Source organism: Catenuloplanes atrovinosus (genome assembly GCF_031458235.1).
Classification (GTDB): Bacteria; Actinomycetota; Actinomycetes; order Mycobacteriales; family Micromonosporaceae; genus Catenuloplanes; species Catenuloplanes atrovinosus.
Genome location: NZ_JAVDYB010000001.1, coordinates 3,319,687 through 3,345,666, shown reverse-complemented (window position 1 = coordinate 3,345,666; position 25,980 = coordinate 3,319,687). Strand labels below are relative to the sequence as shown.

The 25,980-nt window shown below is 72.2% G+C and carries 26 protein-coding genes; 19 read left to right on the top strand and 7 right to left on the bottom strand.

From position 1 onward, the window contains the following. Nucleotides 1-33 precede the first annotated feature (33 nt). The 3 genes from J2S41_RS15010 to J2S41_RS15000 are packed head-to-tail and all read left to right on the top strand — an operon-like array spanning nt 34 to nt 2,311. Nucleotides 34-570 (top strand): hypothetical protein, encoded by a 537-nt coding sequence (locus tag J2S41_RS15010; RefSeq protein WP_310368199.1) that lies wholly within the window; start codon nt 34-36, stop codon nt 568-570. Further along, nucleotides 563-1,546: a hypothetical protein gene (locus J2S41_RS15005; protein WP_310368197.1), complete on the top strand. Its 984-nt coding sequence runs from the start codon at nt 563-565 to the stop codon at nt 1,544-1,546. Before J2S41_RS15010 ends, J2S41_RS15005 begins: the two co-directional genes overlap by 8 nt. Before the next feature lie 54 nt (nt 1,547-1,600). Then, complete coding sequence (locus tag J2S41_RS15000; protein WP_310368196.1) at nt 1,601-2,311, top strand: SDR family oxidoreductase; 711 nt, start codon at nt 1,601-1,603, stop codon at nt 2,309-2,311. A 169-nt stretch (nt 2,312-2,480) separates the two neighbouring features. Here the strand turns inward: J2S41_RS15000 and J2S41_RS14995 are convergent, their stop codons facing one another. Further along, entirely contained in the window at nt 2,481-3,239 is a 759-nt protein-coding gene (locus J2S41_RS14995) for an SDR family NAD(P)-dependent oxidoreductase (RefSeq protein WP_310368195.1), read from the bottom strand. A gap of 77 nt (nt 3,240-3,316) precedes the next feature. Here J2S41_RS14995 and J2S41_RS14990 point away from each other — a divergent pair, with 77 nt between their 5' ends. After that, entirely contained in the window at nt 3,317-3,766 is a 450-nt protein-coding gene (locus J2S41_RS14990) for a MarR family winged helix-turn-helix transcriptional regulator (RefSeq protein WP_310368194.1), read from the top strand. Nucleotides 3,767-3,770: 4 nt separating this feature from the next. Here J2S41_RS14990 and J2S41_RS14985 read toward each other — a convergent pair whose 3' ends face one another. After that, on the bottom strand, nt 3,771-3,899 hold the full coding sequence (locus J2S41_RS14985; RefSeq protein WP_310368193.1) for a hypothetical protein: 129 nt from the start codon (nt 3,897-3,899) through the stop codon (nt 3,771-3,773). An 18-nt stretch (nt 3,900-3,917) separates the two neighbouring features. On the opposite strand from J2S41_RS14985, the gene J2S41_RS14980 reads away from it, so the two are divergent. The 4 genes from J2S41_RS14980 (at nt 3,918) to J2S41_RS14965 (ending at nt 8,734) form a co-directional block, all read left to right on the top strand. Continuing rightward, a complete protein-coding gene (locus tag J2S41_RS14980; RefSeq protein ID WP_310368192.1) occupies nt 3,918-4,559 on the top strand; it encodes a lipoprotein in 642 nt (213 codons plus the stop codon). Nucleotides 4,560-4,654: 95 nt separating this feature from the next. Beyond that, nucleotides 4,655-5,809: a DUF418 domain-containing protein gene (locus J2S41_RS14975; protein ID WP_310368191.1), complete on the top strand. Its 1,155-nt coding sequence runs from the start codon at nt 4,655-4,657 to the stop codon at nt 5,807-5,809. Nucleotides 5,810-5,832: 23 nt separating this feature from the next. Continuing rightward, nucleotides 5,833-7,338, top strand: a complete 1,506-nt coding sequence (gene arfA, locus J2S41_RS14970; RefSeq protein ID WP_310368190.1) for an arabinosylfuranosidase ArfA — start codon at nt 5,833-5,835, stop codon at nt 7,336-7,338. A 145-nt stretch (nt 7,339-7,483) separates the two neighbouring features. Then, nucleotides 7,484-8,734, top strand: coding sequence for an IS4 family transposase (locus J2S41_RS14965; protein WP_310368189.1), 1,251 nt, complete (start codon nt 7,484-7,486; stop codon nt 8,732-8,734). Nucleotides 8,735-9,869: 1,135 nt separating this feature from the next. On the opposite strand, the gene J2S41_RS14960 is transcribed toward J2S41_RS14965, so the two are convergent. Next, complete coding sequence (locus J2S41_RS14960; RefSeq protein ID WP_310368188.1) at nt 9,870-10,862, bottom strand: LacI family DNA-binding transcriptional regulator; 993 nt, start codon at nt 10,860-10,862, stop codon at nt 9,870-9,872. A gap of 307 nt (nt 10,863-11,169) precedes the next feature. Here J2S41_RS14960 and J2S41_RS14955 point away from each other — a divergent pair, with 307 nt between their 5' ends. The 5 genes from J2S41_RS14955 to J2S41_RS14935 all read left to right on the top strand — a co-directional run bounded on the left by J2S41_RS14955 (nt 11,170) and on the right by J2S41_RS14935 (nt 18,221). Continuing rightward, a complete protein-coding gene (locus J2S41_RS14955) occupies nt 11,170-12,003 on the top strand; it encodes a carbohydrate ABC transporter permease (protein WP_310368187.1) in 834 nt (277 codons plus the stop codon). Nucleotides 12,004-12,006: 3 nt separating this feature from the next. Beyond that, nucleotides 12,007-12,918 carry a carbohydrate ABC transporter permease gene (locus tag J2S41_RS14950; RefSeq protein WP_310368186.1) on the top strand — a complete coding sequence of 304 codons (912 nt, stop codon included), beginning with the start codon at nt 12,007-12,009 and terminating at the stop codon, nt 12,916-12,918. Between the two features lie 43 nt (nt 12,919-12,961). Beyond that, entirely contained in the window at nt 12,962-14,299 is a 1,338-nt protein-coding gene (locus tag J2S41_RS14945; RefSeq protein WP_310368185.1) for an ABC transporter substrate-binding protein, read from the top strand. A gap of 82 nt (nt 14,300-14,381) precedes the next feature. Beyond that, a complete protein-coding gene (locus J2S41_RS14940) occupies nt 14,382-16,436 on the top strand; it encodes a beta-galactosidase (protein ID WP_310368183.1) in 2,055 nt (684 codons plus the stop codon). A gap of 228 nt (nt 16,437-16,664) precedes the next feature. Further along, nucleotides 16,665-18,221, top strand: coding sequence for a DUF1996 domain-containing protein (locus J2S41_RS14935; protein WP_310368182.1), 1,557 nt, complete (start codon nt 16,665-16,667; stop codon nt 18,219-18,221). Between the two features lie 39 nt (nt 18,222-18,260). Here J2S41_RS14935 and J2S41_RS14930 read toward each other — a convergent pair whose 3' ends face one another. Then, entirely contained in the window at nt 18,261-18,800 is a 540-nt protein-coding gene (locus J2S41_RS14930; protein ID WP_310368180.1) for a DedA family protein, read from the bottom strand. 97 nt (nt 18,801-18,897) lie between these two features. Between J2S41_RS14930 and J2S41_RS14925 the strand changes: the two genes are divergently transcribed. The 3 genes from J2S41_RS14925 to J2S41_RS14915 all read left to right on the top strand — a co-directional run bounded on the left by J2S41_RS14925 (nt 18,898) and on the right by J2S41_RS14915 (nt 22,984). Continuing rightward, a complete protein-coding gene (locus tag J2S41_RS14925; protein WP_310368178.1) occupies nt 18,898-20,121 on the top strand; it encodes a sensor histidine kinase in 1,224 nt (407 codons plus the stop codon). Between the two features lie 235 nt (nt 20,122-20,356). Continuing rightward, nucleotides 20,357-21,856, top strand: a complete 1,500-nt coding sequence (locus J2S41_RS14920) for a class I SAM-dependent methyltransferase (RefSeq protein ID WP_310368175.1) — start codon at nt 20,357-20,359, stop codon at nt 21,854-21,856. Between the two features lie 81 nt (nt 21,857-21,937). After that, nucleotides 21,938-22,984 carry a WD40/YVTN/BNR-like repeat-containing protein gene (locus tag J2S41_RS14915; protein WP_310368174.1) on the top strand — a complete coding sequence of 349 codons (1,047 nt, stop codon included), beginning with the start codon at nt 21,938-21,940 and terminating at the stop codon, nt 22,982-22,984. A 5-nt stretch (nt 22,985-22,989) separates the two neighbouring features. On the opposite strand, the gene J2S41_RS14910 is transcribed toward J2S41_RS14915, so the two are convergent. Both J2S41_RS14910 and J2S41_RS14905 read right to left on the bottom strand, forming a co-directional pair. Further along, on the bottom strand, nt 22,990-23,157 hold the full coding sequence (locus J2S41_RS14910) for a hypothetical protein (protein ID WP_310368173.1): 168 nt from the start codon (nt 23,155-23,157) through the stop codon (nt 22,990-22,992). A gap of 89 nt (nt 23,158-23,246) precedes the next feature. Then, nucleotides 23,247-23,579 carry a hypothetical protein gene (locus tag J2S41_RS14905; protein ID WP_310368172.1) on the bottom strand — a complete coding sequence of 111 codons (333 nt, stop codon included), beginning with the start codon at nt 23,577-23,579 and terminating at the stop codon, nt 23,247-23,249. Nucleotides 23,580-23,640: 61 nt separating this feature from the next. Between J2S41_RS14905 and J2S41_RS14900 the strand changes: the two genes are divergently transcribed. Then, nucleotides 23,641-24,141, top strand: a complete 501-nt coding sequence (locus J2S41_RS14900; protein WP_310368170.1) for a hypothetical protein — start codon at nt 23,641-23,643, stop codon at nt 24,139-24,141. Here J2S41_RS14900 and J2S41_RS14895 read toward each other — a convergent pair. After that, complete coding sequence (locus J2S41_RS14895; RefSeq protein WP_310368168.1) at nt 24,107-24,913, bottom strand: alpha/beta fold hydrolase; 807 nt, start codon at nt 24,911-24,913, stop codon at nt 24,107-24,109. The genes J2S41_RS14900 and J2S41_RS14895 overlap by 35 nt on opposite strands. A 69-nt stretch (nt 24,914-24,982) precedes the next feature. Here J2S41_RS14895 and J2S41_RS14890 point away from each other — a divergent pair, with 69 nt between their 5' ends. Next, a complete protein-coding gene (locus tag J2S41_RS14890; RefSeq protein ID WP_310368167.1) occupies nt 24,983-25,498 on the top strand; it encodes a GNAT family N-acetyltransferase in 516 nt (171 codons plus the stop codon). Nucleotides 25,499-25,530: 32 nt separating this feature from the next. Next, nucleotides 25,531-25,977 (top strand): DUF5990 family protein, encoded by a 447-nt coding sequence (locus J2S41_RS14885; protein ID WP_310368166.1) that lies wholly within the window; start codon nt 25,531-25,533, stop codon nt 25,975-25,977. Nucleotides 25,978-25,980: the final 3 nt, after the last annotated feature.

Here is a 25,980-nt window from a genome sequence, read left to right as displayed (position 1 = left end):
CCGAAACGTCGCGCGGTGCCGCACACTCGACCCGTGGCGACCTCCCGCACGGGCGTGCTCTTCCTGATCAGTATCGGCCTCTGGGCCTGCGTGGGCTGTGCGTCGCACGGCCCGGCCGACACGAGCGGGGCCGAGCCGCCCGCGCCTGCCCACTGCGCGCCGCTCTCCGGCGACCCGCTGCCGTCGATGTGCGCCCCGGCCGGTCATCCGCCCGCGGGCGGGTCCAGGCGCGCCGCCGAACCGGCCGCTCAGCCCCCGGAGCCCGGCCGAGCGGGCCGGCCCGACCGGCACCGTCCGTCGTCGGCGGGCACGCGGGACGCGCCGCAATCGTCCGGTGCGGCGGACCGGGTCACCCGCGACACCGTGCCGGTCACGGCCGAGGACGACGCCGAGCCGGTGTCGCCGGAGCTGATGCCGGAGGCGCCGTTCTCCGGCTGGGGCGTGGCCGAACCGCCGCTCCCGGCGCCGGGCGACGACGCGCCCCCGGTCGTCCTGGAGCACGCGCCGGCGGATCCGGGCACGCCCGCGGAGCGCACGGGGACGCCGGGGGAGACCGACCTGGATGCCTGAACCCGTGGTGCCCGTGGTGCCGGTGGTGCCCGCGCAGCCCGCCGGCCCGGACGCGCCGGAGCGACCCGGCCCGGTGGCGGAGACCGGCGAGAGCGTCCGGGCCGGCGCGCTGTGGGGCAGCGCGATGTGGCGGGTGGCCGGCACGGTCGCCACCCAGACCGCGCTGATCAGCGCGGTCCTCTACTACTTCGGCACGATCCGGCTGCGGGCCACGTTCGACTACTTCGGCGTGGACGCGTCCGCGCTCGGCTTCTCCGTCGCGGACTACCTGATCCACAGCGTGAACGCGGCGTTCCAGCCGCTGATCGCGGTGGGCCTGGCCGCGCTGCCCGCGCTCACGCTGCACCGTCGGATCGTCGTGCCGGTGCTGCGCGGCACCGCCACGCCCCGGCGTACCCGCTGGATCCGCCGCGGCGCCCGGGTGTGCCGTACCGCCGGAATGGCCGGATGCGCGCTCTCCGCCGCCGGGCTGCTGGACCGTGGCCGGATCGGCCAGCCGCTCGGCATCGCGCTGCCGCTGATCCTGGCCGGGTCGGTCGGCCTGCTGGCCTACGGTCACGCACTGCACGGCCGGCCCGCGCAGCCCGAGGAGGCCGCGATCCCGGCCCGCCTGCGCAGCCTGACCCTGGCCGTGCTCGCCGTCACCGCGCTGCTCTGGGCCACCGGCCTCTACGCGCAGCGGATCGGCCGCGACTACGCCCGCTACCTGGCCGCGAACCTCGACGGCCGCCCGCGGGTCGTGCTCTACGCCGCCGAGCGCCTCGCCATCGCCGGCGACGGGATCGAGTCCCAGGACCTCGGCCCGCTGGCCGGCCGCTACCGCATCCGCTACTGGAACCTTCGCCTGCTCGCCCAGCGCGACGACGTCCTCCTCCTGCTCCCGGCCTCCTGGCGCCCCGGCGCCGGCCCGGTCTACGTGGTCCCGGCCGCGGACACCCGCCTGGACCTCACGCTCCCGCCCCGACCCGCGAGGTGACGCACCTCGCAACACTTGCCTCTGACGTCAACGTGAGGTCCTAGCGTTGCCGTCATGCAGATCAACGGCTCAACAGCACTCGTGACCGGCGCCAACCGCGGTCTCGGCAAGGCCTTCGCCGAGGCTCTCCTGGCCCGCGGCGCCACCACCGTGTACGCCACCGCCCGCCGCCCCGACCTCATCGACGTCCCGGGCGCCGTACCGCTCCGGCTGGACATCACCGACCCGGCGTCCATCGAGGCCGCCGCGGCCGAGGTCGGCGACCTGAACATCCTGATCAACAACGCCGGCATCTCCACGAACGCGCCGCTGCTCGGCCCGTCCACCGAGAACATCCACCGCGAGTTCGACACCAACTTCTGGGGCACGCTCGCCGTCACCCGCGCGTTCGCCCCCCGGCTGGCCGGCGGCGCCATCCTCAACGTCATCTCCGCGCTGAGCTGGTACACCTTCGCGCCCGCCAGCAACGGCTACGCCGCCTCCAAGGCCGCGGAGTGGTCCCTCACCAACGGCGTCCGGATGGAGCTGGCCGACCAGAAGACCCAGGTCACCGCGCTGGCCCTGGCCATCGCGGACACCGACATGATGGCCGCCTACGACATCCCCAAACTCCCGCCGCACGAGGTCGTCGCCATGGCCCTGGACGGCCTGGAGGCGGGCGCGCTCGAGGTGATCGCCGACGCCCCGACCGCCAACGTCAAGGCCTCCCTCTCCCGCGACCCCGCCCTGTTCTACGCCGACATCCAGGCCGCCCTGTTCGGCTGACCCTCCCGGCGCCCGCACCCGTCCGCCCCTCGACCCGATGAAACCCTCTTCATTTCCCGCTTCCGGCGGGCCGGGTTCCGCACGCTCCCGCGGGCACCGGTCGGCCGTGGCCGGCCTCCCTGTCCGATCCGTGGCCGCAAGACCCCGTTCGAGCGTCGTTCGTGGAGGGTCAGCGGACGAGTTCGCGCCCGCCGGCGAGGGAGAGGGTCTGGCCGTTGATGTGGCCGTTGGCGGCGGAGGCCAGGTATGTGATGGCGGTGGCGACGTCCTCGGGCGCACAGATGCGGCCGGTCGGGGTCTTGACGGACTCCGACCGGACCGCCTCCGGGCCGAGGAACGGGGCGGACAGCGCGCGTGCGGTGAGCGTGAAGCCGGGGCGCACCACGTTGGTGAGGATGCCGTGGCGCGCCTCCCGGACCGCGAGCACGCGCGCGGCCGCCTCCAGCGCGCCCTTGGCCGTCACGTACGCGATCGGGCCGGCCATGGGCTGCTCCACCACGTCGGTCGAGACGGCGACGATGCGGCCCCAGGCGGCCGCGCGCATGGCCGGCAGCGCCGCGTCGATCAGCGCGGCCGGGCCGACCGTGTTGACCGCCAGCGCCGTGCGGAGGCCGCCGATCTCGTCCGCGTCGAAGGACGGCCACTGCACGGCGTTCGCGACCAGCACGGTCACCGGCCCGAGCGCCGCGGCGACCTCCTCCAGCACGCCGCGCGCGCCGTCGGGGTCGCCGTGGTCGAGCCGCACCGGGTGGGCGCGTCCGCCCGCGCGCGTGATCGTGTCGACCACGTCCGTGATCGCGTCGTGGTCGGTGCGCCAGGACACCGCGACGGCGGCTCCCTCCGCGGCCAGTTGCAGTGCGGTGGCGCGGCCGATGGCGCCGGACGCGCCGGTGACGAGCGCGACCCTGCCGGACAGACCCGTTTCCATCTCAACTCCATAGTCGGCTATAGGTTAGCCGACTATGAATCAGGGGGCGGCGGTACGTCAACCCGTAAACTGCCGGGGTGGAACTCGCGGACGTACTGGCCACCAACAAGGCTCTGGTCAAGGTCGCCAAGCTGTACCGGAGTGCGCAGGCCGACGTCCTGAGCCGTCTCGCGCTGCACCCGGGCCAGGACGTCCTGCTGTGGATGCTGGGCCAGGAGCCCGGCGGGATGACGGTCTCCGAGATCGCGGCCCGGCTCGGCGTGGAGCAGCCGACCGTGACGCGCAGCCTCAGCCGGCTGGAGAGCGGCGGCTGGTTCGTCCGCCGGCCGGTGCCGGGCGACCGGCGCGCCACCCGGATCGAGCTGACCGGCAAGGGGCGGGCCGGCATCGCGGAGATCGAGGCGGCCTGGCGCACGCTGGCCGAGACCGCCACGGCCGGCATGGCTGCGGATCAGCGGGCCGTGCTGGTCGACCTGCTGGAGAAGGTCCGGGCGAACCTGTTGACGCTGACCGCTGAGCCGGAGTGACCGGTCACGGCGCGACCGCGCGCGCCACGCTGTCCCGCAGCAGCGTGCGGCGCCGGTCGTGGTCGCCGGCCGGCTCGTCGCTGGTAACCACGTAGATTCGATTCCGGGGCCTCCCAGCGGACTCCGAGGTCATTTGTAGACTCCCGGACTCGTGAGAACCGCACCCCACGCGCGCCGCGCGCTCGCCCTCGCCACCCTGATGCTCGCCGCCGCCTGCCAGAGCCCGGAGGCGGAGCAGCCGGCCGCCGCCCCGAACGCCTCCACCGCACCCACCTCGGCCGCCGCGCCCGCCCCGGCCGGAGCCCCGGAGGCGGCCCGGGTCGGCGCCGCGGACAGCGGCTGCGCGATGCCGGTGTCGTTCGGCATCGCCGAGTCGTGGAAGCCGAAGGCGGTGGACACCTCCGCGGCCGACCCGGAGCTGGCCGAGATCTTCAACCGCGGCACGATGTCGCCGATCTGCGAGATCGACGCCAAGCCCGCCGGCCAGCTCGGCTTCATCCGCGTCTACAGCGGACCGGCCGGCGACCTGCGCACCGCGCTCACCGCGTTCATCGGCGAGGAGGCGCAGACGCCGGCGTTCACCGACGTGCAGGTCGGCGGCAAGCCCGGCCTCGAGGTGGTCTACCAGGCCAAGAGCCAGCTCGACGACTCGCTGGAGCCGGAGCGCGCGTTCGCGCTGGCCGCCGGCGCGGGCGTGCTCGCGGTGTCGCTGGATGCGTTCGACCCGGAGGAGCACCAGGCGATGCTGCCCGCCTACGAGCTGGCGAAGACCAGCCTGACCGTCAACGGCTGAGCCCACCGGCGCGCGCGGGGGTAGGGCTGGCCCCCGCGCACGCCCTCGGGCCCGCCGGATGGGACGGCACCCACCGGCACCCTAGCGTCTGTCGCATGACGATGGTCGATGAGAAGGCCGGCGCGCGGATCGCCGACGTCGACGCGCTGCGCGGCGCGGCACTCGGGCTGATCCTGCTGGTGAACATCGCGTTCTTCGCGTCCGGGTACCCGTTCCACCTGGTGCACGACCCGGCGCACGGCACGCTGGACCGGCTGGTGAGCGGCGCGGTGGAACTGCTGTTCGCGATGAAGGCGTACCTGCTGTTCGCGTTCCTGTTCGGCTACAGCTTCACGCTCCAACTCGACTCCGCCGCGCGGCGCGGCACCGACTTCCGGGCCGCGTTCCTGCGCCGGCTCGCGGGCCTGTTCGTGCTCGGCGCGCTGCACGCGGTGCTGCTGTTCCAGGGGGACATCCTCACCACGTACGCGCTGATGGGCCTGATCCTGTTCGGGGTCCGGGACATCCGGCCGCGCACCGCGTTGATCGCGGCCGGGACGATCGTCGGTGTGATCGCGTTCGGCGTCGCGCTCGCCGCGGTCCAGGGCGTCACGCTGGTGCCGGACCACGCCGCCGCGGTCCAGGCCGGCGCGCGATCGACCGAGGCCCTCCGGGGCGGGTACGCCGAGGTGGTGCGCGAGCACCTGCGGGCACTGCCGTCGATGGCGGGCAGCCTCGTCGTGCAGGGCCCGCTCGCACTCGCCGCGTTCCTGGCCGGCCTCGCCGCCGGGAAGCACCGCCTGCTGGCGCACCTCGACCCGTACCGTCCGATGCTGTTGAGGGCGGAGATCGTCGGCTATCCGATCGGCCTGGCCGGCGCCATCGTGTTCGTCACCGGCGGCACCGCGAACCTGACCAGCCTGCTGGTCAGCATCGTCACCGCGCCGCTGCTGGCCGCCGCCTACGCCGCCACGCTGCTGCGGCTGATCCACCGGCACCGCCCGCTCGGCGCCGCGCTCGCCCCGGCCGGCCGGATGGCGCTGACCAACTACCTCGGCCAGTCGCTGCTCTGCGTGCTCATCTTCACGGGCGCGGGCCTCGGCCTGGCCGGGCACACGCCACCCGCGCCGGTGCTGCTCATCGCCGTGGCGATCTTCGCGGGCCAGGCCGCCGCCAGCGCGTGGTGGCTGCGCCGGTTCCGGTACGGACCCGCGGAGTGGCTGCTGCGCCGCTGGACCCACGGCGTCGTTAAGCTCAAGATCGACACGTAGGACCAGTTCAAGGAGCCCGTCGCATGGCCCGCGCGCGCCTCACCCTCGACCCCGCGTTCACCATCGGCGCCGTGCGGCGGCGGCTGTTCGGCGGCTTCGTCGAGCACCTCGGCCGGCACATCTACGACGGAATCCACGAGCCCGGCCACCCCACCGCGGGCCCCGACGGGTTCCGCCGCGACGTGGTCGAGCTGGTCAAGCAGCTGGGCGTCTCCGCCATCCGCTACCCCGGCGGCAACTTCGTCTCCGGCTACCAGTGGGAGGACGGCGTCGGCCCGGCCGCGGACCGCCCCCGCCGGCTCGACCTCGCCTGGCACTCCACCGAGACCAACCAGGTCGGGCTGCACGAGTTCCAGACCTGGCTGGACCTGGTCGGCTCGGAACTCATGCTGGCCGTCAACCTCGGCACCCGCGGCGTGCCCGAGGCGCTCGCGCTCCTCGAGTACGCGAACGTCCCCACCGGCACCGCACGCGCCGCACAGCGCGCCGCCAACGGCCGGGCCGAGCCGTTCGGCGTACGCATGTGGTGCCTCGGCAACGAGATGGACGGCCCCTGGCAGCTCGGCCGCCGCGACGCCGAGGACTACGGCAAACTCGCCGCGATGACCGCGAACGCGATGCGCCAGCTCGACCGCGACCTCGAACTCGTGGTCTGCGGCTCCTCGTCCCGCGGCATGCCCACGTTCGGCACGTGGGAGCGCGTGGTGCTGGAGCACGCCTACGACGAGGTCGACTACATCTCCTGCCACGCCTACTACGAACCCCGCGACGGCGACTACGCCAGCTTCCTCGCCTCCGGCGTCGACATGGACGCGTTCATCGACGCGGTCGTGGCCACCGCCGACCACGTGCGCGCCGTCAAACGCGCCGACAAGCGCATCGACATCTCCTTCGACGAGTGGAACGTCTGGTACGCCTCCCGCTGGAACGCCGTCGAGGACACGTTCCCGGCCGACCACTGGCCGATCGCCCCCCGCCTGCTGGAGGACGTCTACTCCGTCGCCGACGCCGTCACGGTCGGCGGCCTGCTCATCTCCCTGCTCAACCACGCCGACCGGGTCACGTCGGCCAGCCTCGCCCAGCTGGTCAACGTCATCGGCCCCATCATGACCGAACCCGGCGGCCCCGCCTGGCGCCAGACCACCTTCTTCCCGTTCTCCCTGACCTCCCGCCTCGCACGCGGCTCGGCCCTGCGGGTGCAGCTGGACGCGGACACCGTACCCACCCCCGCCCACGGCGACGTCCCGGTCATCGCGGCCGCCGCGACATTCGACGAGGCCGGCTCACTGGCGGTCTTCCTGCAGAACCGCCACCTGACCGAACCGACGACGGTGACCATCTCCGTGCGCGGCCTCGCAGTGACCGCGGTGCGCGCGGAGGGCATCTGGGACGACGACATGCACGCGGCGAACACCCTGGCGAACCCGGAGCGGGTGGGCACGCGGGCCAACCCGTCGGCCACCGTGGAGGACGGGACGGTGACGATCACGCTGCCGCCGGTGTCGTGGACGGCGGTTTCGTTCTCTTAAGGCCTCTGTGCTTTCCCGCTTCCGGCGTGGCCGGGGTCCGCATGCTCCCGCGGGCACCGGTCCAATGCCACTTAGCTTATTTTGATCTTGGTGGTCTGGTGGGTGGTGTGGCTGGTTTGTCTGCTTCGATGTGGTGGTGTCGGGTGTGGATGTGCGGCCGGATCAGGTGTCGGTCGGGGTGCTGGTCACGGCGGTGCCGCGGGACGTGGTGGATGCCGCGGTCGCGGAGTGTGGGGTGCAGGCGAGGCGGTCGGATGGGAAGTTGCCGCCGCATGTGACGGCGTATCTGACGATGGGTTTGTGGCTGTTCCCGGATGATGATTATGCCGAGGTCGCGGTGAAGGTGACCGGGGCGTTGGATCGGTTCGGGTGCTGGGACGCGGGGTGGTCGCCGCCGACGGCCGGTGGGATCAGTCAGGCCCGTAAGCGGCTGGGCCGGGATGTGCTGGCGGAGGTGTTCGAGCGGGTCGCCCGGCCGGTCGCGTCCGCGGTCACGTCAGGTGCGTGGTTGCGGGACTGGCGGGTCCTTGCCATCGACGGGTTCGACGTGGACGTGCCGGACACGACGGAGAACGCGGCCGAGTTCGGGTATTCCCGGACCGGTGGTGGCCCGTCGGCGTTCCCGAAGGCCCGGGTCGTGGCGTTGACTGAGTGCGGGACGCACGCGTTTTTGGCGGCGGAGGTCGGCGCGTATGCGGTCGGGGAACAGACCCTGGCCATGCCGTTGTATGCACGGCTGCGCCGCGGGGAACTACTGACCGCGGACCGGTCGTTTTACTCGTTCGCGGCGTGGGACCGGGCGCAGGCGACCGGCGCGGACCTGCTCTGGCGGATCCAGGCCGGGATCCGGCTGCCGGTGATCGAGGTTTTGGCCGACGGCACCTATCTGACCGTGTTGATGGACAAGACGATCCGTGGTGGCCGCCGGGACCGGATCCTGGCCGCCGCGGCCGACCGGACCCTGGACACCTGCGACGACGCGATCAACGACCGTGGCCTGCCCGCCGCCCACCTCGCCCGAGTCGTCGCATACGACGTACCCGACCGTAGTGGTAACGGCACCAGCGAACTGATCACCCTGGCCACCACCATCATCGACCCCGCCCAGGCCGGCCCGGACGAACTCGCCGAGGCATACCACCTGCGCTGGGAACACGAAACCGCCAACGACCAGCTCAAAACCCACCTCCGCGGGCCCGGCCGGATCCTGCGCTCGAAACTGCCCGACCTCGTCCACCAGGAAATCTGGGCCTGGCTACTAATCCAGCACGCCATGACCGTGCTGATCACCCGCGCCGCCGACGCTGCCGCGATCGACCCCGACCGGATCAGCTTCACCCGCGCACTACGCCTCGCGCGCCGCTCAGCCACCGGCTCAGCGGCCATTTCCCCCTGAAGACTGGACCACCCGACTACCCCGCATCTGGGCCCAGATCACCCGCACACTCAACCCCGCCCGCCGCCACCGCACCTGCCCCCGCGCCGTCAAACGCTGCCGCCGCAACATGTACCGACCCAAACAACGCCACGAACCCGCCTCCACCCGCCACCCCAGCCCCGCCACGTACCGCTTCCACCCACCACCAAGATCAAAATAAGCTAAGTGGCATTGGGCACCGGTCGTCGCTGGCGCTCCTCCCTGCCGGTCCCGCCGCCGGCCCGCCAAATCCAAACCCAGTCCCCGCCCCGCCGTCGCTTTCCCGCGCCCCCTGCCGCGTCGTCGCTGGCTGCGTCGCTCTGTCGCGTCGCTTTGTCGGGTTGTCGCCGGTCGTGCCGCTCTGCCGCGTCGCCCTGCCACGCTGTCGCCGACTGGTTCGCCCCGCTCTGCCACGCCGTCGTCCGGCGGTGCCGTCCTCCCGCCGCACCGCCGGACGCCGTGCTTTCGCCCTGCAGTGCCTCCGCGCCGTCGCCTACCGGGCCACCGTGTTAACGGGCCATCGCGCACATCGGTCTCGGGCACTCCGTGTCCGAAATTTCGTCATAAAGCCGATGCGGATCGACCATGCTTTCCACGCTGGTCGGACGATTCGCCGCGATGCCAGGCGGTTGCGGTCCTCAGGCCTGTGCGAGGGGCACGGTGGGCGCTCCGCGCCCGAAATTTCGCCATATCGCGGACGCGAGTTGATCGTCCACTGTGGCGATGTGAGGCTCAGGCACGTTATTCCGCTCGAATAACGTGCCTGAGCCTCACAAAGTGGGCCACCGGCCTGTGGACCGCGGAAAGACTGCGACGCCGAAGTCGTACCGGGCGAATCTTGACCGGCAGGCCCGGCCAGGCCTTCACGTCGCCGCGGTTCTCGTGCTTTCGGGCTTCGCAATTCGGCGGCTGAGGAATCCGGCGCCCGTGCCCGGCGCCCGTGCCCGGCGCGCGGTGCCCGTGCCCGGCGCGCGGTGCCCGTGCCCGGCACGCGGTGCCCGTGCCCGGCGCCGGGTGCCAGTGGCCGATGCCGGTGCCCGGCCCGTCGCCGGGCTGGTACTTGGTGCCCGGGCCGGGGCCAGCGGCTAGTGCCGCCGCCCTCGGCGCCCGGTGCCTACGAAGGGGGAGGGGGCGGTGCTGTGCTGGAGCGTTCCACCAGGCGGGTCGGAACCAGCGTCGTGCCCGGGGTGGTGCCCTCGTTGCGGATCTGGCGGAGGACCATCTGGACGCACCGGCGGCCCATCTCCGCGAAGTCCTGGTGGACCGTGGTCAGTGGCGGGAGGAAGTTGCGTGATTCCGGGATGTCGTCGAAGCCGACCACGCTGATCCGTCCCGGGACCGCCAGCCCGCGCTCGTGGAAGGCGCGCAGCAATCCCAGCGCCATCTGGTCGTTGGAGGCGAAGACCGCGGTGCATGACGGGTCGGCGGCGAGTTGGAGGCCGGCCGCGTAGCCGGAGTCGGCGGACCAGTCGCCGGTGAGTGCGGGTGGGACGGGGCGGCCGGCGTCGGTGAGGACGGAGCGCCAGGCGGCGGCGCGGCGTTCGCTGGCGAAGGAGGAGGCGGGGCCGGTGACGTGGTGGACCGTGTGGTGGCCGAGGGAGAGGAGGTGGCGGACGGCGGCGCGGGCGCCGTCGGCCTGGTCGGTGTCGACCACGGTGTACGTGTCGCCGGCGTCGGAGTCGACCACGACGACCTGGACGCCCGGGGGGAGCGTGATGCGGGTGGTGTCGAGGAGGTGGACCTCCATGATGACGATGGCGCCGTCGACCGCGAGTTCGCCGAGGCGGGTGAAGGCGCCGAGCACGCCGTCCTGGGTGGGGGCCGCGACCGGGATGATGGTGATGGCGTAGCCCTCGCGCGCGGCGTGGTCGGCGATCGCCTCGACGGTGCGGCTGTTGCCGGTGGTGGCGAGCGTGAACAGGATGACGCCGATGGTGCGGAACTCGCCGCGTTTCAGCGCGCGGGCCGCGCTGTTCGGGCGGTAGCCGAGTTCCTTCATGGCGGCCAGCACCTGGGCGCGGGTCGACTCGATGACGCCGGGGTGCCCGGTGGAGACGCGCGAGACGGTCTGGGCCGAGACGCCCGCCAGGCGGGCCACGTCGGCCATCGAGACACCTCGTTTGCGCCGCCGGGGCGTGGTGCTCTCAGGATTCTCCGAGGTGAACAACCTTCACGCCTTCTCTTGACGCGCCGTAGACGTGGTGAAACTATCACCGCACGATGTTTACGTAAACATTGCACTCCCGTGACGCTCGTTATCGGATCGAAACCTCTGACCCCCGGTGAGCCACCCACGACTGAGCTGTATGTTTGCGCAAACATAGCAGTGTTGCTAGGGGGTACATGGGATGACTACGGCGCAAGCGGCGCTTCCGAGGCCGCGCCGTCGGCGATCGTGGACCGGGTGGCAGTTCGTGGGGCCGTTCATGGCGGTCTTCGCGCTGGTCTTCCTCGCTCCGATCGCATACTCGATCTACATCAGCCTGTTCAAGACCCGGCTCATCGGCGGCACCTCGTTCGTCGGCCTGGAGAACTATCAGCAGGCGCTGACCGACCCCAACTTCTGGGACGGCCTGGCCCGGGTCGCGATCTTCCTGGTCGTCCAGGTGCCCATCATGCTCGGCATCGCGCTGCTGGCCGCGCTGGCGATCGACAGCGGCCGGTTGCACGCGGCCGGCTTCTTCCGCATCACGATCTTCCTGCCGTACGCGGTGCCAGCCGTGGTCGCCGCGATCATGTGGGGCTTCATGTACGGCAACCAGTTCGGCCTGGTCGGCAACATCAACGAGGCGTTCGGGATCTCCATCCCCGCCCCGTTGGGCCCGGACTGGATCCTCGCCAGCATCGGCAACATCGTGACCTGGGAATTCGTCGGCTACAACATGCTGATCTTCTACTCCGCGCTGCGGGTCATCCCCTCCTCGCTCTACGAGGCCGCGGAGATCGACGGGGCCGGCCAGTTCCGGATCATCCGCTCGATCAAGCTGCCGGCCATCCGGGGCGCGCTGGTCATCGCCACCATCTTCTCCATCATCGGCAGCTTCCAGCTGTTCACCGAGCCGTCGATCCTGCAGAAGCTGGCGCCGAACGCGATCACCACGTTCTTCACGCCGAACTACTACGCGTACTCGCTGTCCTTCAACGGCCAGCAGTACAACTACTCGGCGACCATCGCGATCATCATGGGCCTGGTCACCATGCTCGTCGCCTACGTGATCCAGCTGCGCGGCATGCGGAAGGAGAGCTGAGCGATGACGACGCTTCAGCAGGCGCCGCCCACCCAGCCGGCCGTGAAGAGGGTCAAGAGGTACACCACCACGCCGCGCAAGAGCATCACGCTCACGCTCGCCACCGGCGTCATTCTGCTCTACAGCGTCGTGCCGCTGTTCTGGCTGATCGTGAACGCGACCAAGAGCCGCGAGGGGCTGACCGACTCGTTCGGCCTGTGGTTCGCGGACGGCGAGTTCCTGCTGTTCCAGAACATCGCGCAGACCCTGACGTACAACGATGGGATCTTCGTTCGCTGGTTCGTCAACACCCTGCTGTACGTGGTGGTGGGGGCCGGTGGCGCGACGTTCCTGGCCGTCCTCGGCGGCTACGGCCTGGCGAAGTTCCGGTTCCCGGGCCGGGGCGCGGTGTTCGCGGTCGTGATCGGCGCGGTCGCGGTGCCCGGCACGGCGCTCGCGGTGCCGACGTTCCTCATGTTCAGCGAGATGGGCTTGACCGACACCCCCTGGGCGATCATCATTCCCTCACTGATCTCCCCGTTCGGCCTGTACCTGATGTGGACGTTCGCGAACGAGGCGATCCCGACCGAGCTGCTGGAGGCGGCGCGCGTCGACGGGTCCGGCGAGTTCCGCACGTTCTTCCAGGTCGGGCTCCCGCTGCTGGCCCCCGGCATCGTCACGGTCCTGCTGTTCACCACGGTCGCGACCTGGAACAACTACTTCCTTCCGCTGATCATGCTGAAGGACCCCGACTGGTACCCGCTGACGCTCGGCCTGAACGCGTGGAACGCGCAGGCGACCACGAACGGCGGCGAGGTCATCTTCCACCTCGTGATCACCGGTTCGCTGTTGATGATCATCCCGCTGATCGCCGCGTTCCTGCTGCTCCAGCGGTACTGGCAGTCGGGTCTGGCGGCCGGCAGCGTCAAAGAATGAGCTTTTCGGGCACCCACAACATTCTCCGGAAGGAACACCTCGAATGATGTACACCTCTCGGCGCAACCTGCTGCGCCTGGCCGGCGCCGTCGGCGTGGCCTCCGTGCTGGCGGCCTGCGGTGGCGGCGACGACTCCGGCACCGGTGGCGAGACCGTCTCCGCGGACGACGTCACCAAGGCGCTGGAGGAGGGCGGCGAACTGCTCGTCTGGTCGTGGGACACCACGATCGCGCCGACCGCACAGGCGTTCATGACCAAGTACCCCAAGGTCAAGATCAACGTCGTCAACGCGGGTACGAACCAGGACCAGTACGTGGCGCTGCAGAACGCGCTCTCGGCCGGTAAGGGCGTGCCGGACCTGGCGCACATCGAGTACTACGCGCTCTCGCAGTTCTCGCTGGCGAAGAACGTGGCGGATCTGTCCGGCTTCGGCGCCTCCGCGTACAAGGACAAGTTCGCGCCCGGCCCGTGGAACGCGGTCTCCGCCAACGGCGGCGTCTTCGGCCTGCCGCTCGACTCCGGCCCGATGGTGCTGTACTACAACAAGGAGGTCTTCGACAAGCACGGCGTCGCCGTGCCGACCACCTGGGACGAGTACTACGAGGCCGCGAAGAAGCTGCACGCGGCGGACCCGAAGGTCTACATCGCCTCGGACAGCGGCGACGCCGGCACCACCACGTCGATGATCTGGCAGGCCGGTGGCAAGCCGTACACGGTCAACGGCACCGACATCACCATCAACTTCGCCGACGCGGGCGCGCAGAAGTACACCGCGCTGTGGCAGAAGATGATCGACGAGAAGCTGCTGTCCAGCATCTCCGGCTGGACCGACGAGTGGTTCCAGGCGCTGGGCAACGGCACGCTGGCCACGCTCGTGGTCGGCGCCTGGATGCCGAGCAACCTGGTCTCCGGCTCGCCGAACGCGTCCGGCAAGTGGCGCGTCGCGCCGATGCCGCAGTGGGAGAAGGGCGGCACCGCCACCGCCGAGAACGGCGGCTCCGCGATGTCCGTGATGGAGGCGTCCACCCGCAAGGCGCTCGCCTACGGGTTCCTGGACTACCTGACCGCCGGTGAGGGCGTGAAGACCCGCATCGACAACGGCGCGTTCCCGGCCACCACCGCGGACCTGAACTCGCCGGAGTTCCAGGCCAAGGAGTTCGAGTACTTCGGCGGCCAGAAGATCAACGAGATCTTCGCGCAGTCCTCCGCGAACGTGGTGCCCGGCTGGTCGTACCTGCCGTACCAGGTCTACGCGAACTCGATCTTCAAGGACACCGCGGGCCAGGCGTACATCTCCTCGACCAAGCTGGCCGACGGCCTCAAGGCCTGGCAGGACGCGTCCGTCAAGTACGGCAACGAGCAGGGCTTCACCGTCAAGTAGGGCCGCTCCGTGCCACCCGCGCCGGGTCCTCCACGGGCCCGGCGCGGCCATGAACCACACCCACCACAAGGGAGCAACACACGTGGAACACCGGTGGCTGCGCTGGCCCTCCGCCGAGGCCGGGCCGCGGATGGCGTTCGGCGCCGACTACAACCCCGACCAGTGGCCGCGCGAGGTCTGGGATGAGGACGTCGCCGCCATGCGGGAGGCGGGCGTCAACATCGTCTCGCTGGCGATCTTCTCCTGGGCGCGCATCCAGCCGAACGCGGGCACGTACGACTGGGCCTGGCTCGACGACGCGATGGACCTGCTGCACGCCAACGGCATCGCGGTCGACCTGGCCACCGCGACCGCGTCCCCGCCGCCGTGGCTGACCACGTCGCACCCGGAGATCCTGCCGGTGGACAACGCCGGCAACACGGTCTGGCCGGGCGCCCGCCAGCACTGGCGTCCCACCTCGCCGATCTTCCGGGAGTACGCGCTCACGCTGGTCCGCGAGCTGGCCACCCGGTACGCGAACCACCCGGCGCTGACCGCCTGGCACGTCAGCAACGAGCTGGGCTGCCACAACGTGTACGACTTCTCGGACGACGCGGCGCGCGCGTTCCGCACCTGGCTCAAGGCCCGGTACGGCACGATCGAGGCGCTCAACGACGCCTGGGCCACCGCGTTCTGGTCGCAGCGGTACAGCGCCTGGGGCCAGATCCTGCCGCCGCGCCAGGCCGCCAGCTACCCGAACCCGACGCAGCAGCTGGACTTCAAGCGCTTCAGCTCGGACGCGCTCAAGGAGTACCTGGTCGCCGAGCGGGAGATCCTCCGCGAGCTCACCCCGGACGTACCGGTCACCACCAACTTCATGGTGATGGGCGAGACCAAGGGCATGAACTACGCGGACTGGGCCTCCGAGGTCGACTTCGTCTCCAACGACCACTACTTCTGGCCCGGGCCGCAGGGCCTGGACGAGCTGTCCTTCTCCGCGAACCTGACCGGCCACCTCGCGGCCGGCCGGCCGTGGTTCCTGATGGAGCACTCCACGAGCGCGGTCAACTGGCAGCCGATCAACCTCGCCAAGCGCCCCGGCGAGCTGGGCCGCGACTCGCTGATCCACGTGGCGCACGGCGCGGACGCGGTCTGCTTCTTCCAGTGGCGCCAGTCCAGGGGCGGCGCGGAGAAGTACCACTCCGCGATGCTGCCGCACGCCGGCACGGACAGCGCGGTCTTCCGCGCGGTCGCGCGGCTGGGCGAGGACCTCAGGACCATTCAACCCGTCGCGGGTACGGACCAGGCGCCGTCGCGCGCCGCCATCCTGTTCGACTGGGACTCCTGGTGGGCCAGCGAGCTGGACTCGCACCCGACCGAGAAGCTGCGCTACCGGGCGGAGGCGCTGGACTGGTACACCGCGTTCCTGGCCAACGGCGTGCCGGTCGACGTGGTGCCGGTCGCGGCCGACCTGACCGGGTACGACCTGGTGATCGCGCCGATCCTGCACGTGGTGCCGGGCGAGCTGGCGCGGCGCCTGGAGGCGTACGTCGCGGGCGGCGGCCACCTGGTCACCACCTACTTCTCCGGCATCGTGGACGAGAACGACCACGTGTGGCTGGGCGGATACCCGGGTGCGCTGCGCGAGCTGCTGGGCATCCGGATCGAGGAGTTCGGCCCGCTGCTCGAGGGTGACAGCGTCGCGCTGGACAACGGCACGGACGGCACGCTGTGGACCGACCGGATCGACGTGGTCGCGCCGGACGTGGACGTGCTGGCCTGGTACAAGACCGGCGAGCACGCGGGCCGCGCGGCGATCACCCGGCGTACCGTCTCGGCCGGCTCCTCCGACGGCGAGCCCGGCGCGGGCGACCCGGCCGGCACCGCCACCTACGTCTCCACCCGCCTCGGGCCGGAGGGACTGACCTCGCTGCTGGCCGAGCTGCTGCGGTCGGCCGGCATCGCCAGCCCGCTGCCGGAGGAGGCCCGCGGCCAGGTGGAGCTGGCCATCCGTACCGGTGCGGGCGAGGACTTCTGGTTCCTGATCAACCGCACCGACGTGCCGGTCGAGCTGCCCGGCCTCGACGGCGAGCCGCTGCTCGGCACCGTCACGCCGCTGGCGCCGCGCGCGGTCGCGATCCTGCGCCGCACCCGCTAGACCCCGTGTGGGCGGGACCGGTCCCAGCCCGGACCCGCCCGCGCGGTCGGCCCTCGGCCCGGCCCGCGGCCGGCGAGTGAAGGCTTTCCCTTAGCTTTGTCTTAAGCGGGGCGCACCGGCTTGTGAGAGCGCTCTCTCCGGTCCTAGAGTTCCGACCGGAACACCCGCGCGGGGATGTCTGTCCGCCGCGCGACGCCCACACCATATACGGCCCGGAGGCCTCCCACCATGCAGAGCGACCCCTCGGCTCCGCTGTCCGGCGCATCGCCGGATAAATCTGGAAAAAAGAGCAAGAAGCGGATGTTCCTGCTGGCGATCCCGGTGGTCGCGGCGCTCGCCGGCAGCGGCGTGCTCGTCGCCACCGCGAACGCGGGCAGCAACCAGACGCCGATCCCCGGCGTCCTCGAGGCCGAGTCGTACGCGGCCCACCAGGGCGCGCAGACCGAGGGCACCAGCGACACCGGCGGCGGCCGCAACGTCGGCTGGCTCAGCAACGGCGACTGGATGCGCTACGACAACGTGGACCTCGGCGCGGCGGCCGGCGGCCCGCTGACCATCGAGGCGCGCGTGGCCTCGGCGAACTCCGAGGGCGGCTCGGTCGAGGTGCGTGCCGGGAGCCCGACCGGTGAGCTGCTCGCCGCGTTCCCGATCAGCAAGACCGGCAACTGGCAGAGCTGGGTCACCGGCAAGGCGGTCAGCAAGACCACGCTCGGCGGTACGCAGACCGTGGTGGTGAACCTGGTCAGCAAGAGCCGCAGCGACTTCGTGAACCTCAACTGGCTGCGCTTCACCCGGGCCGGCGGCGGCACCGGCGCGCCGGGCACCACCGCGCCGGCGAGCCCGGCCGCGACCGCGACCACCGGCGCGCCGGCGAGCCCGAGCGCGACCGCGTCCGCGAGCGTGTCGCCCACGCCGACCGGCACCGCGCCGCAGACCGGCGCCGGCTGGGTCGTGATGGACCAGGCCAAGTGGGCGCAGGAACTGGCCGCGTTCCGCGCGATCACGCCGAAGACGCCGGCCGAGCGGATGGTGCCGGAGTTCCACGCCTCCTGCAAGATCAGCCACACCAGGCCGGACGACCCGATCGTCGCGCCGAACCTGCCGGGCGCGTCGCACGACCACACGTTCTGGGGCAACAAGACCACCAGCGCGGCCTCGACCGCGGAGTCGCTGTTCGCCGCGAAGGCCACCACCTGCGAGCCGTCCACCCAGGACTTCTCCGCCTACTGGGTGCCGACGCTGCTCAAGGACGGCAAGCCGGTCATGCCGAAGGAGGTCACGGTCTACTACGGCTCGCGCCTGAAGGACTACGCCGCGACCGTGCCGTTCCCGTCCGGCTTCCGGATGATCGCCGGTGACGCGAAGCAGCAGACCAGCAAGGGGCAGAACAACCAGTTCTGGTGCGCGGGCGTGGGCGGCGAGACCGGCCGGACCAAGGACGGCGAGTGGCCGGTCTGCGCGCCGACCGCGGAGCTGATCCGCCAGCTCACCTTCCCGGACTGCTGGGACGGCGTGCACCTGGACAGCCCGGACCACAAGTCGCACGTGGGCCCGGCCGACGCGCAGGGCAGGTGCTCCGGCAAGTACCCGGTGGCGATCCCGTCGATCTCGTTCATGCTGCCGTACCCGCTGAACACGGACACCGAGGGCATCACGCTCTCGTCCGGCACCGGCTACTCCATGCACGGCGACTTCTTCAACGCCTGGGTGCCGCAGGCGCTCGCCGAGCGCGTCCGCAACTGCATCAACCAGCACGCGAAGTGCAACGCGCAGGGCAACTTCTGATCCACCGATGCTGACCGGGCTCCCGTAGGGGGAGCCCGGTCACGCCGCTATCCGCTTCCTGGTGAGGCGCTTGACGAGCAGGTTGAGCAGCAGCGCCGGGCCGGCCACCACGGCGGCGAGCAGCAGGAAGCCGCCGGGCAGCTCCAGCAGGCCGGTCAGCCGGCTGCCGAGCAGCGCGCCGGCGCCGATCAGCACCGCGGCCCGCACCGCCGCGCCGGCCGTCACCCAGGCCGCGAACCGCTGGTACGGGATTCGGGCGATGCCGGCCGCCACGAACGCGGGGACGGCCAGCACGTCCAGCACCTTCGCGGTGATCACCAGTCGGGGCAGGTCGCGGGTGAAGCCGGCCGCGCGGCGCGACGTGACGCCGATGCGGGCCAGCAGCGCGGCCACCCGCGGGTGCCGCGACGAACGCCCGGCCAGGTAGAGCAGGCTGTCACCGGCCACGTCCGCGAGCACGACGATCACCCAGACCGGCAGGAAGCGCGCGACGCCGGCGCCGACCAGCGAGCCGGCGCTCACGGTCGCCGCCGGCCCCTCGATCAGCACGAGCGGGCCGAGCCAGGTGTACGGGTTCATGCGTCAACTCTCGGTGATGGGACGGGTCCCGGTCGTCCGCCGGGAGAGCCACGCTGCCCGTAGGGGTCGGCATGCACCGGCAGGGGGACGACCAGGGGTGACCGGGGTCGGTAACGTCGCGGACGTGAACGGGGTGCCGAGGCAGTGGTGGCTGGTGGTCGGCTCGCTGGCCGGCATGCTGCTGGTCGGCACCGCCACCGTGATGACCGACGAGTACGGCGTGCCGCTGCTGATCGCCTGGGCCGCCGCCACCGCGCAGGCCGCCGCGCTGGCGCTGAGCCTGCGGCGGCCGCGGATCGCCACGGTGGTGCAGCTCGCGGCCGTGGCGGTGTTCGCGCTCGCGCAGGAGGGCGCGCACGGCATCTGGCCGTTCCAGCCGCCGGTGATGCTCACGCTGGTCGCGCACGTGGGGCTGGTCGGGCTGCGCTGGCCGTGGCGCGAGGCGGTGGTGATCTGGTGGGCCAGCGGGCTCTTCGGCATCCTGCTGTCGATGGTCGACCCGCGCGGCCGGACGATCGAGGTGGCCGACACCGCGCTGATCACCTACGCGACGAACTCGGTGATGGTGCTGTTCGGCACGATCGCCTGGCGGCAGCGGCTGGCCGTGCGCCGGGAGCTGGCCCAGGCCCGCCGGGACGTGGCGCTGGAGCAGTCGCAGCGGGCGTTGGTCGAGGAGCGCAACCGGATCGCGCGTGAGCTGCACGACGTGGTCGCGCACGGCATGTCCGTGATCCACATGCAGGCGACGTCCGCGGCGTACCGCATCCCGGACATCGACCCGGAGTCGCGGGAGGAGTTCGGGCGGATCGCGGCCGGCACCCGCACCACGCTGCGCGAGATGCGCGCGCTGCTGGCGCTGCTGCGCGACGAGGGCGCGGACGGCGAACTGCGGCCGATGCCGGACCTGCGCAGCCTCGGCGACCTGGCCGAGTCCGCGCGCCGTGGCGGCGTGCCGGTCTCGCTGGACGTGGACGCGGAGCCGCGCGACGACACGGTGGGCCGCGCGGCGTACCGGATCGTGCAGGAGTCGCTGAGCAACGTGATCCGGCACGCGCCGGGCGCCGCCACCCACGTGCGCGTCGCGGTGGAGGGGGAGGAACTGGTGGTCGAGGTGGTCAACGGGCCGCCCGCCACGCTGCCGCGCCTGATGGAGGAGCCGGCCCGGGCCCGGCACGGCCTGGTCGGCATGCACGAGCGCGCCCGGCTGGCCGGCGGCGTGGTGCGCACCGGCGCCCGTCCCGACGGCGGATACCGCGTGGTCGCCCGCCTGCCCCTGACGGCCGAGCCGGTCGCGTCCACCGCCGACGACGGCCACGTCTGATCCCCAGGGCGTCCCGGTGGCCCGTCGTCCGTGAGTGCGTCCGGATTCCGCGGCGGACCGGTGGTCAGGCCCGTCCGCACCCGGAGCCGCCGGGATTCCCACAGCGGGACCGGCAGGGAGGCCGCCCGCGGCCGACCGGTGCCCGCGGGAGCATGCGGAGCGTGACCACGCCGGGAGTGGGAAGAGCAAGATTTTGATCTTTGGTTTTGTGGCGCGCATGCGCTAGGAAGATCGGATGGGCTTCGACTACCTGCTCTTTCCCGGCCGGCACCACCTGCTGACGCGCTTCCAGGCGGAGTTCCTGACGCGGGTCGCCGGGGACGCGACCGTGGTGTGGGCGGTGACGTCGGCGAACCATGAGAACACGAAGCGTAACCCGATTCCGTATCACCGGCGGGAGGCCGCGATCGAGCGGCTGAGCGCGGCCGAGGGGCTGCGGTCGCTGGTGGTGCCGGTCTTCGACACCGCGCCGACGGACCGGTTCGCGGCCGTGACGGTCAAGAACGTCGAGGTCGCCACCGGGCTGGCGCTGACGCCGGGGAACGCGGTGGTCGCCTGTTCGACGCCGGCGGTGGCGGCGCTGTACGCGGGGCTCGGGTTCACGGTGCTGCCGGTGGAGGACGATCCGGCGCTGCCGGAGCCGCCGGAGCGGCCGTGGGACGTGCTGATGCGGCTGGCGGCCGGCGACGAGCGGTGGCGGGAGCTGGCGCATCCGGCGTCGGTGGACGTGTTCGGGCGGTACCGGCTGGCCGAGGCGGTACGCGCGGTGGTCAACGACCCGGTGGTGGGCGACGAGGGCGGGCTGACCGCCACCCGCGACTACCGGACGTACGTGGAGGCGTTCGCGGCGGGCGCGGACCGCAAGTGGCGGCTGGTCCGCGAGCACGTGCGGCCGGGGCGGATCGTGGACATCGGGTGCGGCGCGGGCGCGGTGCTGGAGATGGCGGACGCCGAGCCGGCGCTGCGGGAGAGCGATCTGATCGGCGTGGAGGTGGCGCGCCACCTGTACGAGGAGTGCGTGCACAAGAAGGCGCAGGGCGCGTTCCGGAACCCGAACGTGTTCTTCTACCGGCGCAACGTGCTGGGCGGTGCGGTGTTCGCGCCACGCTCGATCGACACCACCATGACGTTCGCGCTGACGCACGAGATCTGGTCGTACGGCGCACGGATGGAGTCGCTGCGGCGGTTCGTGGCCGCCATCTACGAGCACACCGTGCCGGGCGGCGTGTGGATCAACAGCGACGTGTGCGGGCCGGACGGGCGGGACCAGCTGGTCCACCTGCGGCTGTCCACGTCGGACGGTGCGAATCCGGCGTCGCCGGTGGCGGAGTTGTCCGGGGACGTCGCGGCGTACGTCGGCGGGCTGTCGACGCGGGCCCGGCTCGACCAGTTCGCGGTGGACTTCCGGTTCCCGTTCGGCTATCGGCCGGTGTCGGACGACGTGGTGGAGCTGACGCTCGGCGACGCGATGGACTTCCTCACCCGGAAGGACTACACGGACAACTGGCTCTCCGAGACGCAGGAGCAGTTCTGCGGCCTGGAGATGGCGGACTGGAAGGGCCTGCTGACCGACGTCGGGTTCGAGGTGGACGCGGCCTCGCACACCACGCGCAACGACTGGATCGTGGAGAACCGCCTGGCCCCGGTCGCGTCGCTGCACCGGCCGGACGGCACGCCGCTGGACTGGCCGGTCACGCACGCGCTGCTGATCGCGCGGCGCCCGCTGAACACCTGATCGAGGACGGTGGCGGTCGCGATACCGTCCATCGTGTTCAGTGGGCCGCGCATCGATTGACGTCGTGCTAGGTTCGGCGGCATGAGGCGTCTGCTCACCGCCGTTGCCGTTGCCGCCGTCGTGCTGCCGGCGCCCGCCGCGGCGTCCGCCGCCGGGTCCGGGCCCTCGTGGTCGCTGACGCCGTCCGGCAGCGAGGCCCGGCTGCGCGGCCTGTCCGTGGTGTCGCCGCGGGTGGTGTGGGCCTCCGGCAGTTCCGGGACGGTGCTGCGGACCGTCGACGGCGGCCGGCACTGGTCCCCGGCCGGACCACCCGGCACGGAGACGCTGCAGTTCCGCGACATCGAGGCGTTCGACGCGCACCACGCGGTCGCGCTGTCCATCGGCACCGGTGCGGACTCGCGCGTCTACCGTACGGCCGACGGCGGGCGCACCTGGACCGAGACGTTCCGCAACCCCGACCCGGCCGCCTTCTACGACTGCTTGGCGTTCACCGACTCCCGGCACGGGCTGGCGCTGTCCGACCCGGTGGACGGCGCGTTCCGCGTCCTGTCCACGTCGGACGGCGGGCGGAGCTGGTCGGTGCTGTCGCCGGCGCGGATGCCGGCCGCGCTGCCGGGCGAGTTCGCGTTCGCGGCCAGCGGCACCTGCCTGGTCGCCGGCACCGGCGGGCGGTACTGGTTCGCGACCGGCGGCGGCTCGGCCGCGCGGGTCTTCTCCTCGAAGGACCACGGCCGGAGCTGGCGGGTGGCCACCACGCCGGTGCCGTCCGGGCCGTCCGCGGGCATCTACTCGCTGGCGTTCCGGGACGCGGCGCACGGCGTCGCGGTCGGCGGCGACTACGCGGTCCCGTCCGAGGCGCCGCGCGGCGCGGCCGTGTTCCGCGACGGCCGGTGGACGGCGGCCGCGGTGCCGCCGGGGGAGTACCGGTCGGGCGCGGCGTGGGTCCCGGGCCGGGGAGCAGGTGTGCTGGCGGTCGGCCCGACCGGCAGCTCGATCAGCCGCGACGGCGGCCGCACGTGGACGGAGTTCGACGGCGGCAGTTTCGACGCGGTCGACTGCGTGGCGGGGCGCCACGGGCCGGTGTGCTGGGCGTCGGGCGAGGCGGGGCGGCTCGCGGTGCTGTCCTGAGCCCGCTACCGCTCGGGTGCCGGCGGGCTGGTGACGCTGCAGGAGCTGGCGCCGGTCACGGTGACGGGGATGTGCGGGGCCAGCGTGGACGCGCCGGACCAGCGGCGGCAGCGGGCGCAGGTGCGGACCGAGGCGGGGGCCCGCCGGCCCGCCGGGCGGGACAGGCCCGCCACCGAACAACCGCACGTCATCGTCGTACCCCCTGGATCGTCCCCGCTCAGTGTTACCGAGCGTGATGTTCATCCGGTAGCTCATCGGGTGCTCACCCGGTTTTGCCGTACCCCCGGTCCAGCGTCCCCGGTGAATGACGAGTCACCGCCGCCGGAGGTTGCCGAACCATGACCACGCTCACCGACCGGCCCAGGACGGCGCTGCTCGTCGTCGACGTGCAGCGTGACGTGGTGGCCACCGCCGCGCCCGGGCGGCCGGCACCGACGTGGTCCGGGCGCAGCACCACGACGCGGAGCTGCCCGAGGGCAGCGACGGCCGGCGGATCGTGCCGGAGCTGCCGCCGCGCGACGACGAGCCGGTGGTGCACCAGAGCTGGGGCGACGCGTTCGAGGAGACCGAGCTGCTCCCCACGATCGGCAACCATCCGCCGTGCATCATGCCTACAGTGAGGGCGGGCTCTCATGTTGATCAGAGGGATGAGCTGCATGGACACCGCCACCGTGGTCATCGCGCGGACCGACCTGCCGCACCTGCACCTGCCGCCTCGGTCGATCTTCGACGGTGAGTACGCGAACGAGACCGCGGAGGTGTCCTGCCTGCCGCTGTGGCGCGGCGACTCCCACGCGACGCTCACGCTGCCGGTCACCGAGTCGGAGGCGCAGATCCTGCGGCGCAGCTACGCGCTGGAGCGGTTCCGGCGGCGGGTGGTCGTACCGTCGATGCTGGTGATCGGCATCAGCGCGGCGGCGTGGATCGCGTACTCGCTGATCGCGCACCCGGGCCGGACGGATCTGGCCGGGCCGATCGCGCTGTTCGTGGTGGTGTTCCTGATGCTGGTCAACCTGGTGATCGGTGAGTACCTGGTCCCGAAGCAGTATCCGCGGATCGTGCGCGGGGACCGCATCCGCATCGCGTCGATGCCGAACGAGGTGATCCGCGAGTGGGAGCACCTCAACCCGGGAGTGACGCTCCGCGAGCGGCTGTGAGGTCGCCGATCAGCCGCCCGAGCCGGTCCGCGCCCGTCACGTGGGCGAGGTGACCCTGGCCGGCCAGCACGTGCACGGCCGCGCCGGGCAGCAGCCGGGCGACCGCGGCGAACGCGGTGCCGTACGGTTCGGTGTCGGTGTTCTCCGCGCCGATGATCAGATCGATCGGTACGGCGATCCCGGCCCAGCGGCCCGGGTCGGGCGTGAACGCGTTCAGCGCCACCGTCTCGCCGGCGACCGGTGCCGCCCACGCCCGCAGCGGCGCCCACGCCGGCGAGTCGCGCAGCGCCGCCAGCCGCTCGGGCGGGGTGCGCGAGATGTCCCGGCTGACCACCTGGACCGCGCGGTCGAGGTCGCCGGCCTCGGTCGCGGCGCGCAGCGCGGGGATGGCGTGGGCGGCGAACGGGGCGATCACCGGCTCGTACGCGAGGAGTTGCCGGACGGCCGCGGTCCGGGTGGCCGCCTCGATCGCGATCAGGCCGCCGTAGCTCCAGCCGAACAGCCGCACCGGCGCGCCCAGGTGCCGCAGCCAGGCGAGCAGGTCCCGCACCTCGGTCTCGACGGAGTAGTCCTCGCCGAGATCGCCGCTCGGTGCGCGGCCCCGGCGGTTGAGGATCAGGATCGGCTCCGGGCCGGCGATCGCGGCGGCGACGTGCCGCCAGCCCCGCGCGTCCGTCATCACGCCCGGCACGATCACCAGCGGGGTCCCGGTGCCGGGCCGCCACAGCGCGTGCAGCCGGGTGCCGTCCCGGTCGAGATCGATGGGCTCCACGACGATCACCCTACGGCCGCCGGGTCCGGCGGAGCTGTGGCCGCGGTTACGGTGTGGTCTGATCGGGTGATGCTGCAATTGCGTGCCGTCACCGCCGGCGACCTGCCGATGATGCGCCGGTTCGCGGTCGAGCCCGGCCTGATCGGGCCGGACTGGTCCGGCTTCCGGGACGCGGGCGCGATCGACCGGCGGTTCGCCGCCGACGGCTACCTCGGCGGCACGCCCGACTCGCGGCTGATCGTCGACGTCGACGGTGAGGCCGCCGGGGTCGTCAGCTTCCGCGCGTGCCGGTTCGGCGGCGCGCCGAACTGGGAGATCGGCATCGTGCTGCTGCCGGAGTGGCGGGGCCGGGGGTTCGGCTGGCGCGCGCAGGTGCTGCTCTGCGACTACCTGTTCCGGCACACGCCCGCGATGCGGATCTCCGCCGGCACGCAGGCGGACAACGTGCCGGAGCAGCGGGCACTGCTGAAGGCCGGCTTCCAGCTCGAGGGCACCATGCGTGCCATCGAGTTCGCCGACGGCGGGTGGCGGGACGGCATGCTCTACAGCCGCCTCCGCACCGACCCGGCACCGGCGCTGGACTGACGGTGGCCGCCCCGGTGTGCGATGGTGACCCGATGCGGTTGCGCATCGAGGGCACCGGCCTGCCGGGCCGCGTCGCCGACACGAATCCGGCCGGTCCGCCGTACCGGGACGTGCATGTGGGCGTGCAGCGCCGCGCCGACGTGATCGAGCTGATCCCGGGGGACGCCGCCTCGGCGGTGTGGGACCTGGACCTCGTCACGAAGCCGCTGCCGGACGGGTCAGGTCTCGACTTCGGCGGGCCGTTCGTCCACGGCCGGCGCGGCGCCCGCTTCGTCTACCTCTGCTGGGTCAGCGGCGGCGCGCACCCGTTCCGCCGCGCGAAACTCCACCCGGCGGACGCGGGCGAGGCGCTGATCGCGGACGCCGCCACCGGCCACGGAGTCCTCGTCGCCCGCCTCGGCCTCACCGACGCCAAGGGCGGCCCGATCTGCGCGACGGTCCGGCCGCCGGTCGTCACCTGGACACTCGACCGATCGTGAGTG

Excerpts from the sequence above, each read along its gene's own strand:
- J2S41_RS14975 (WP_310368191.1), top strand. The coding sequence starts at position 4,655 with ATGACGATGGTCGATGAGAAGGCCGGCGCGCGGATCGCCGACGTCGAC.
- J2S41_RS14935 (WP_310368182.1), top strand. The coding sequence starts at position 16,665 with ATGCAGAGCGACCCCTCGGCTCCGCTGTCCGGCGCATCGCCGGATAAA.
- J2S41_RS14885 (WP_310368166.1), top strand. The coding sequence starts at position 25,531 with ATGCGGTTGCGCATCGAGGGCACCGGCCTGCCGGGCCGCGTCGCCGAC.
- arfA (WP_310368190.1), top strand. The coding sequence starts at position 5,833 with ATGGCCCGCGCGCGCCTCACCCTCGACCCCGCGTTCACCATCGGCGCC.
- J2S41_RS14950 (WP_310368186.1), top strand. The coding sequence starts at position 12,007 with ATGACGACGCTTCAGCAGGCGCCGCCCACCCAGCCGGCCGTGAAGAGG.
- J2S41_RS14920 (WP_310368175.1), top strand. The coding sequence starts at position 20,357 with ATGGGCTTCGACTACCTGCTCTTTCCCGGCCGGCACCACCTGCTGACG.
- J2S41_RS14900 (WP_310368170.1), top strand. The coding sequence starts at position 23,641 with ATGGACACCGCCACCGTGGTCATCGCGCGGACCGACCTGCCGCACCTG.
- J2S41_RS14960 (WP_310368188.1), bottom strand. The coding sequence starts at position 10,862 with ATGGCCGACGTGGCCCGCCTGGCGGGCGTCTCGGCCCAGACCGTCTCG.
- J2S41_RS14995 (WP_310368195.1), bottom strand. The coding sequence starts at position 3,239 with ATGGAAACGGGTCTGTCCGGCAGGGTCGCGCTCGTCACCGGCGCGTCC.
- J2S41_RS14945 (WP_310368185.1), top strand. The coding sequence starts at position 12,962 with ATGATGTACACCTCTCGGCGCAACCTGCTGCGCCTGGCCGGCGCCGTC.
- J2S41_RS14905 (WP_310368172.1), bottom strand. The coding sequence starts at position 23,579 with ATGGTTGCCGATCGTGGGGAGCAGCTCGGTCTCCTCGAACGCGTCGCC.
- J2S41_RS14915 (WP_310368174.1), top strand. The coding sequence starts at position 21,938 with ATGAGGCGTCTGCTCACCGCCGTTGCCGTTGCCGCCGTCGTGCTGCCG.
- J2S41_RS14985 (WP_310368193.1), bottom strand. The coding sequence starts at position 3,899 with ATGACCTCGGAGTCCGCTGGGAGGCCCCGGAATCGAATCTACGTGGTT.
- J2S41_RS15005 (WP_310368197.1), top strand. The coding sequence starts at position 563 with ATGCCTGAACCCGTGGTGCCCGTGGTGCCGGTGGTGCCCGCGCAGCCC.
- J2S41_RS15000 (WP_310368196.1), top strand. The coding sequence starts at position 1,601 with ATGCAGATCAACGGCTCAACAGCACTCGTGACCGGCGCCAACCGCGGT.
- J2S41_RS14930 (WP_310368180.1), bottom strand. The coding sequence starts at position 18,800 with ATGAACCCGTACACCTGGCTCGGCCCGCTCGTGCTGATCGAGGGGCCG.
- J2S41_RS14890 (WP_310368167.1), top strand. The coding sequence starts at position 24,983 with ATGCTGCAATTGCGTGCCGTCACCGCCGGCGACCTGCCGATGATGCGC.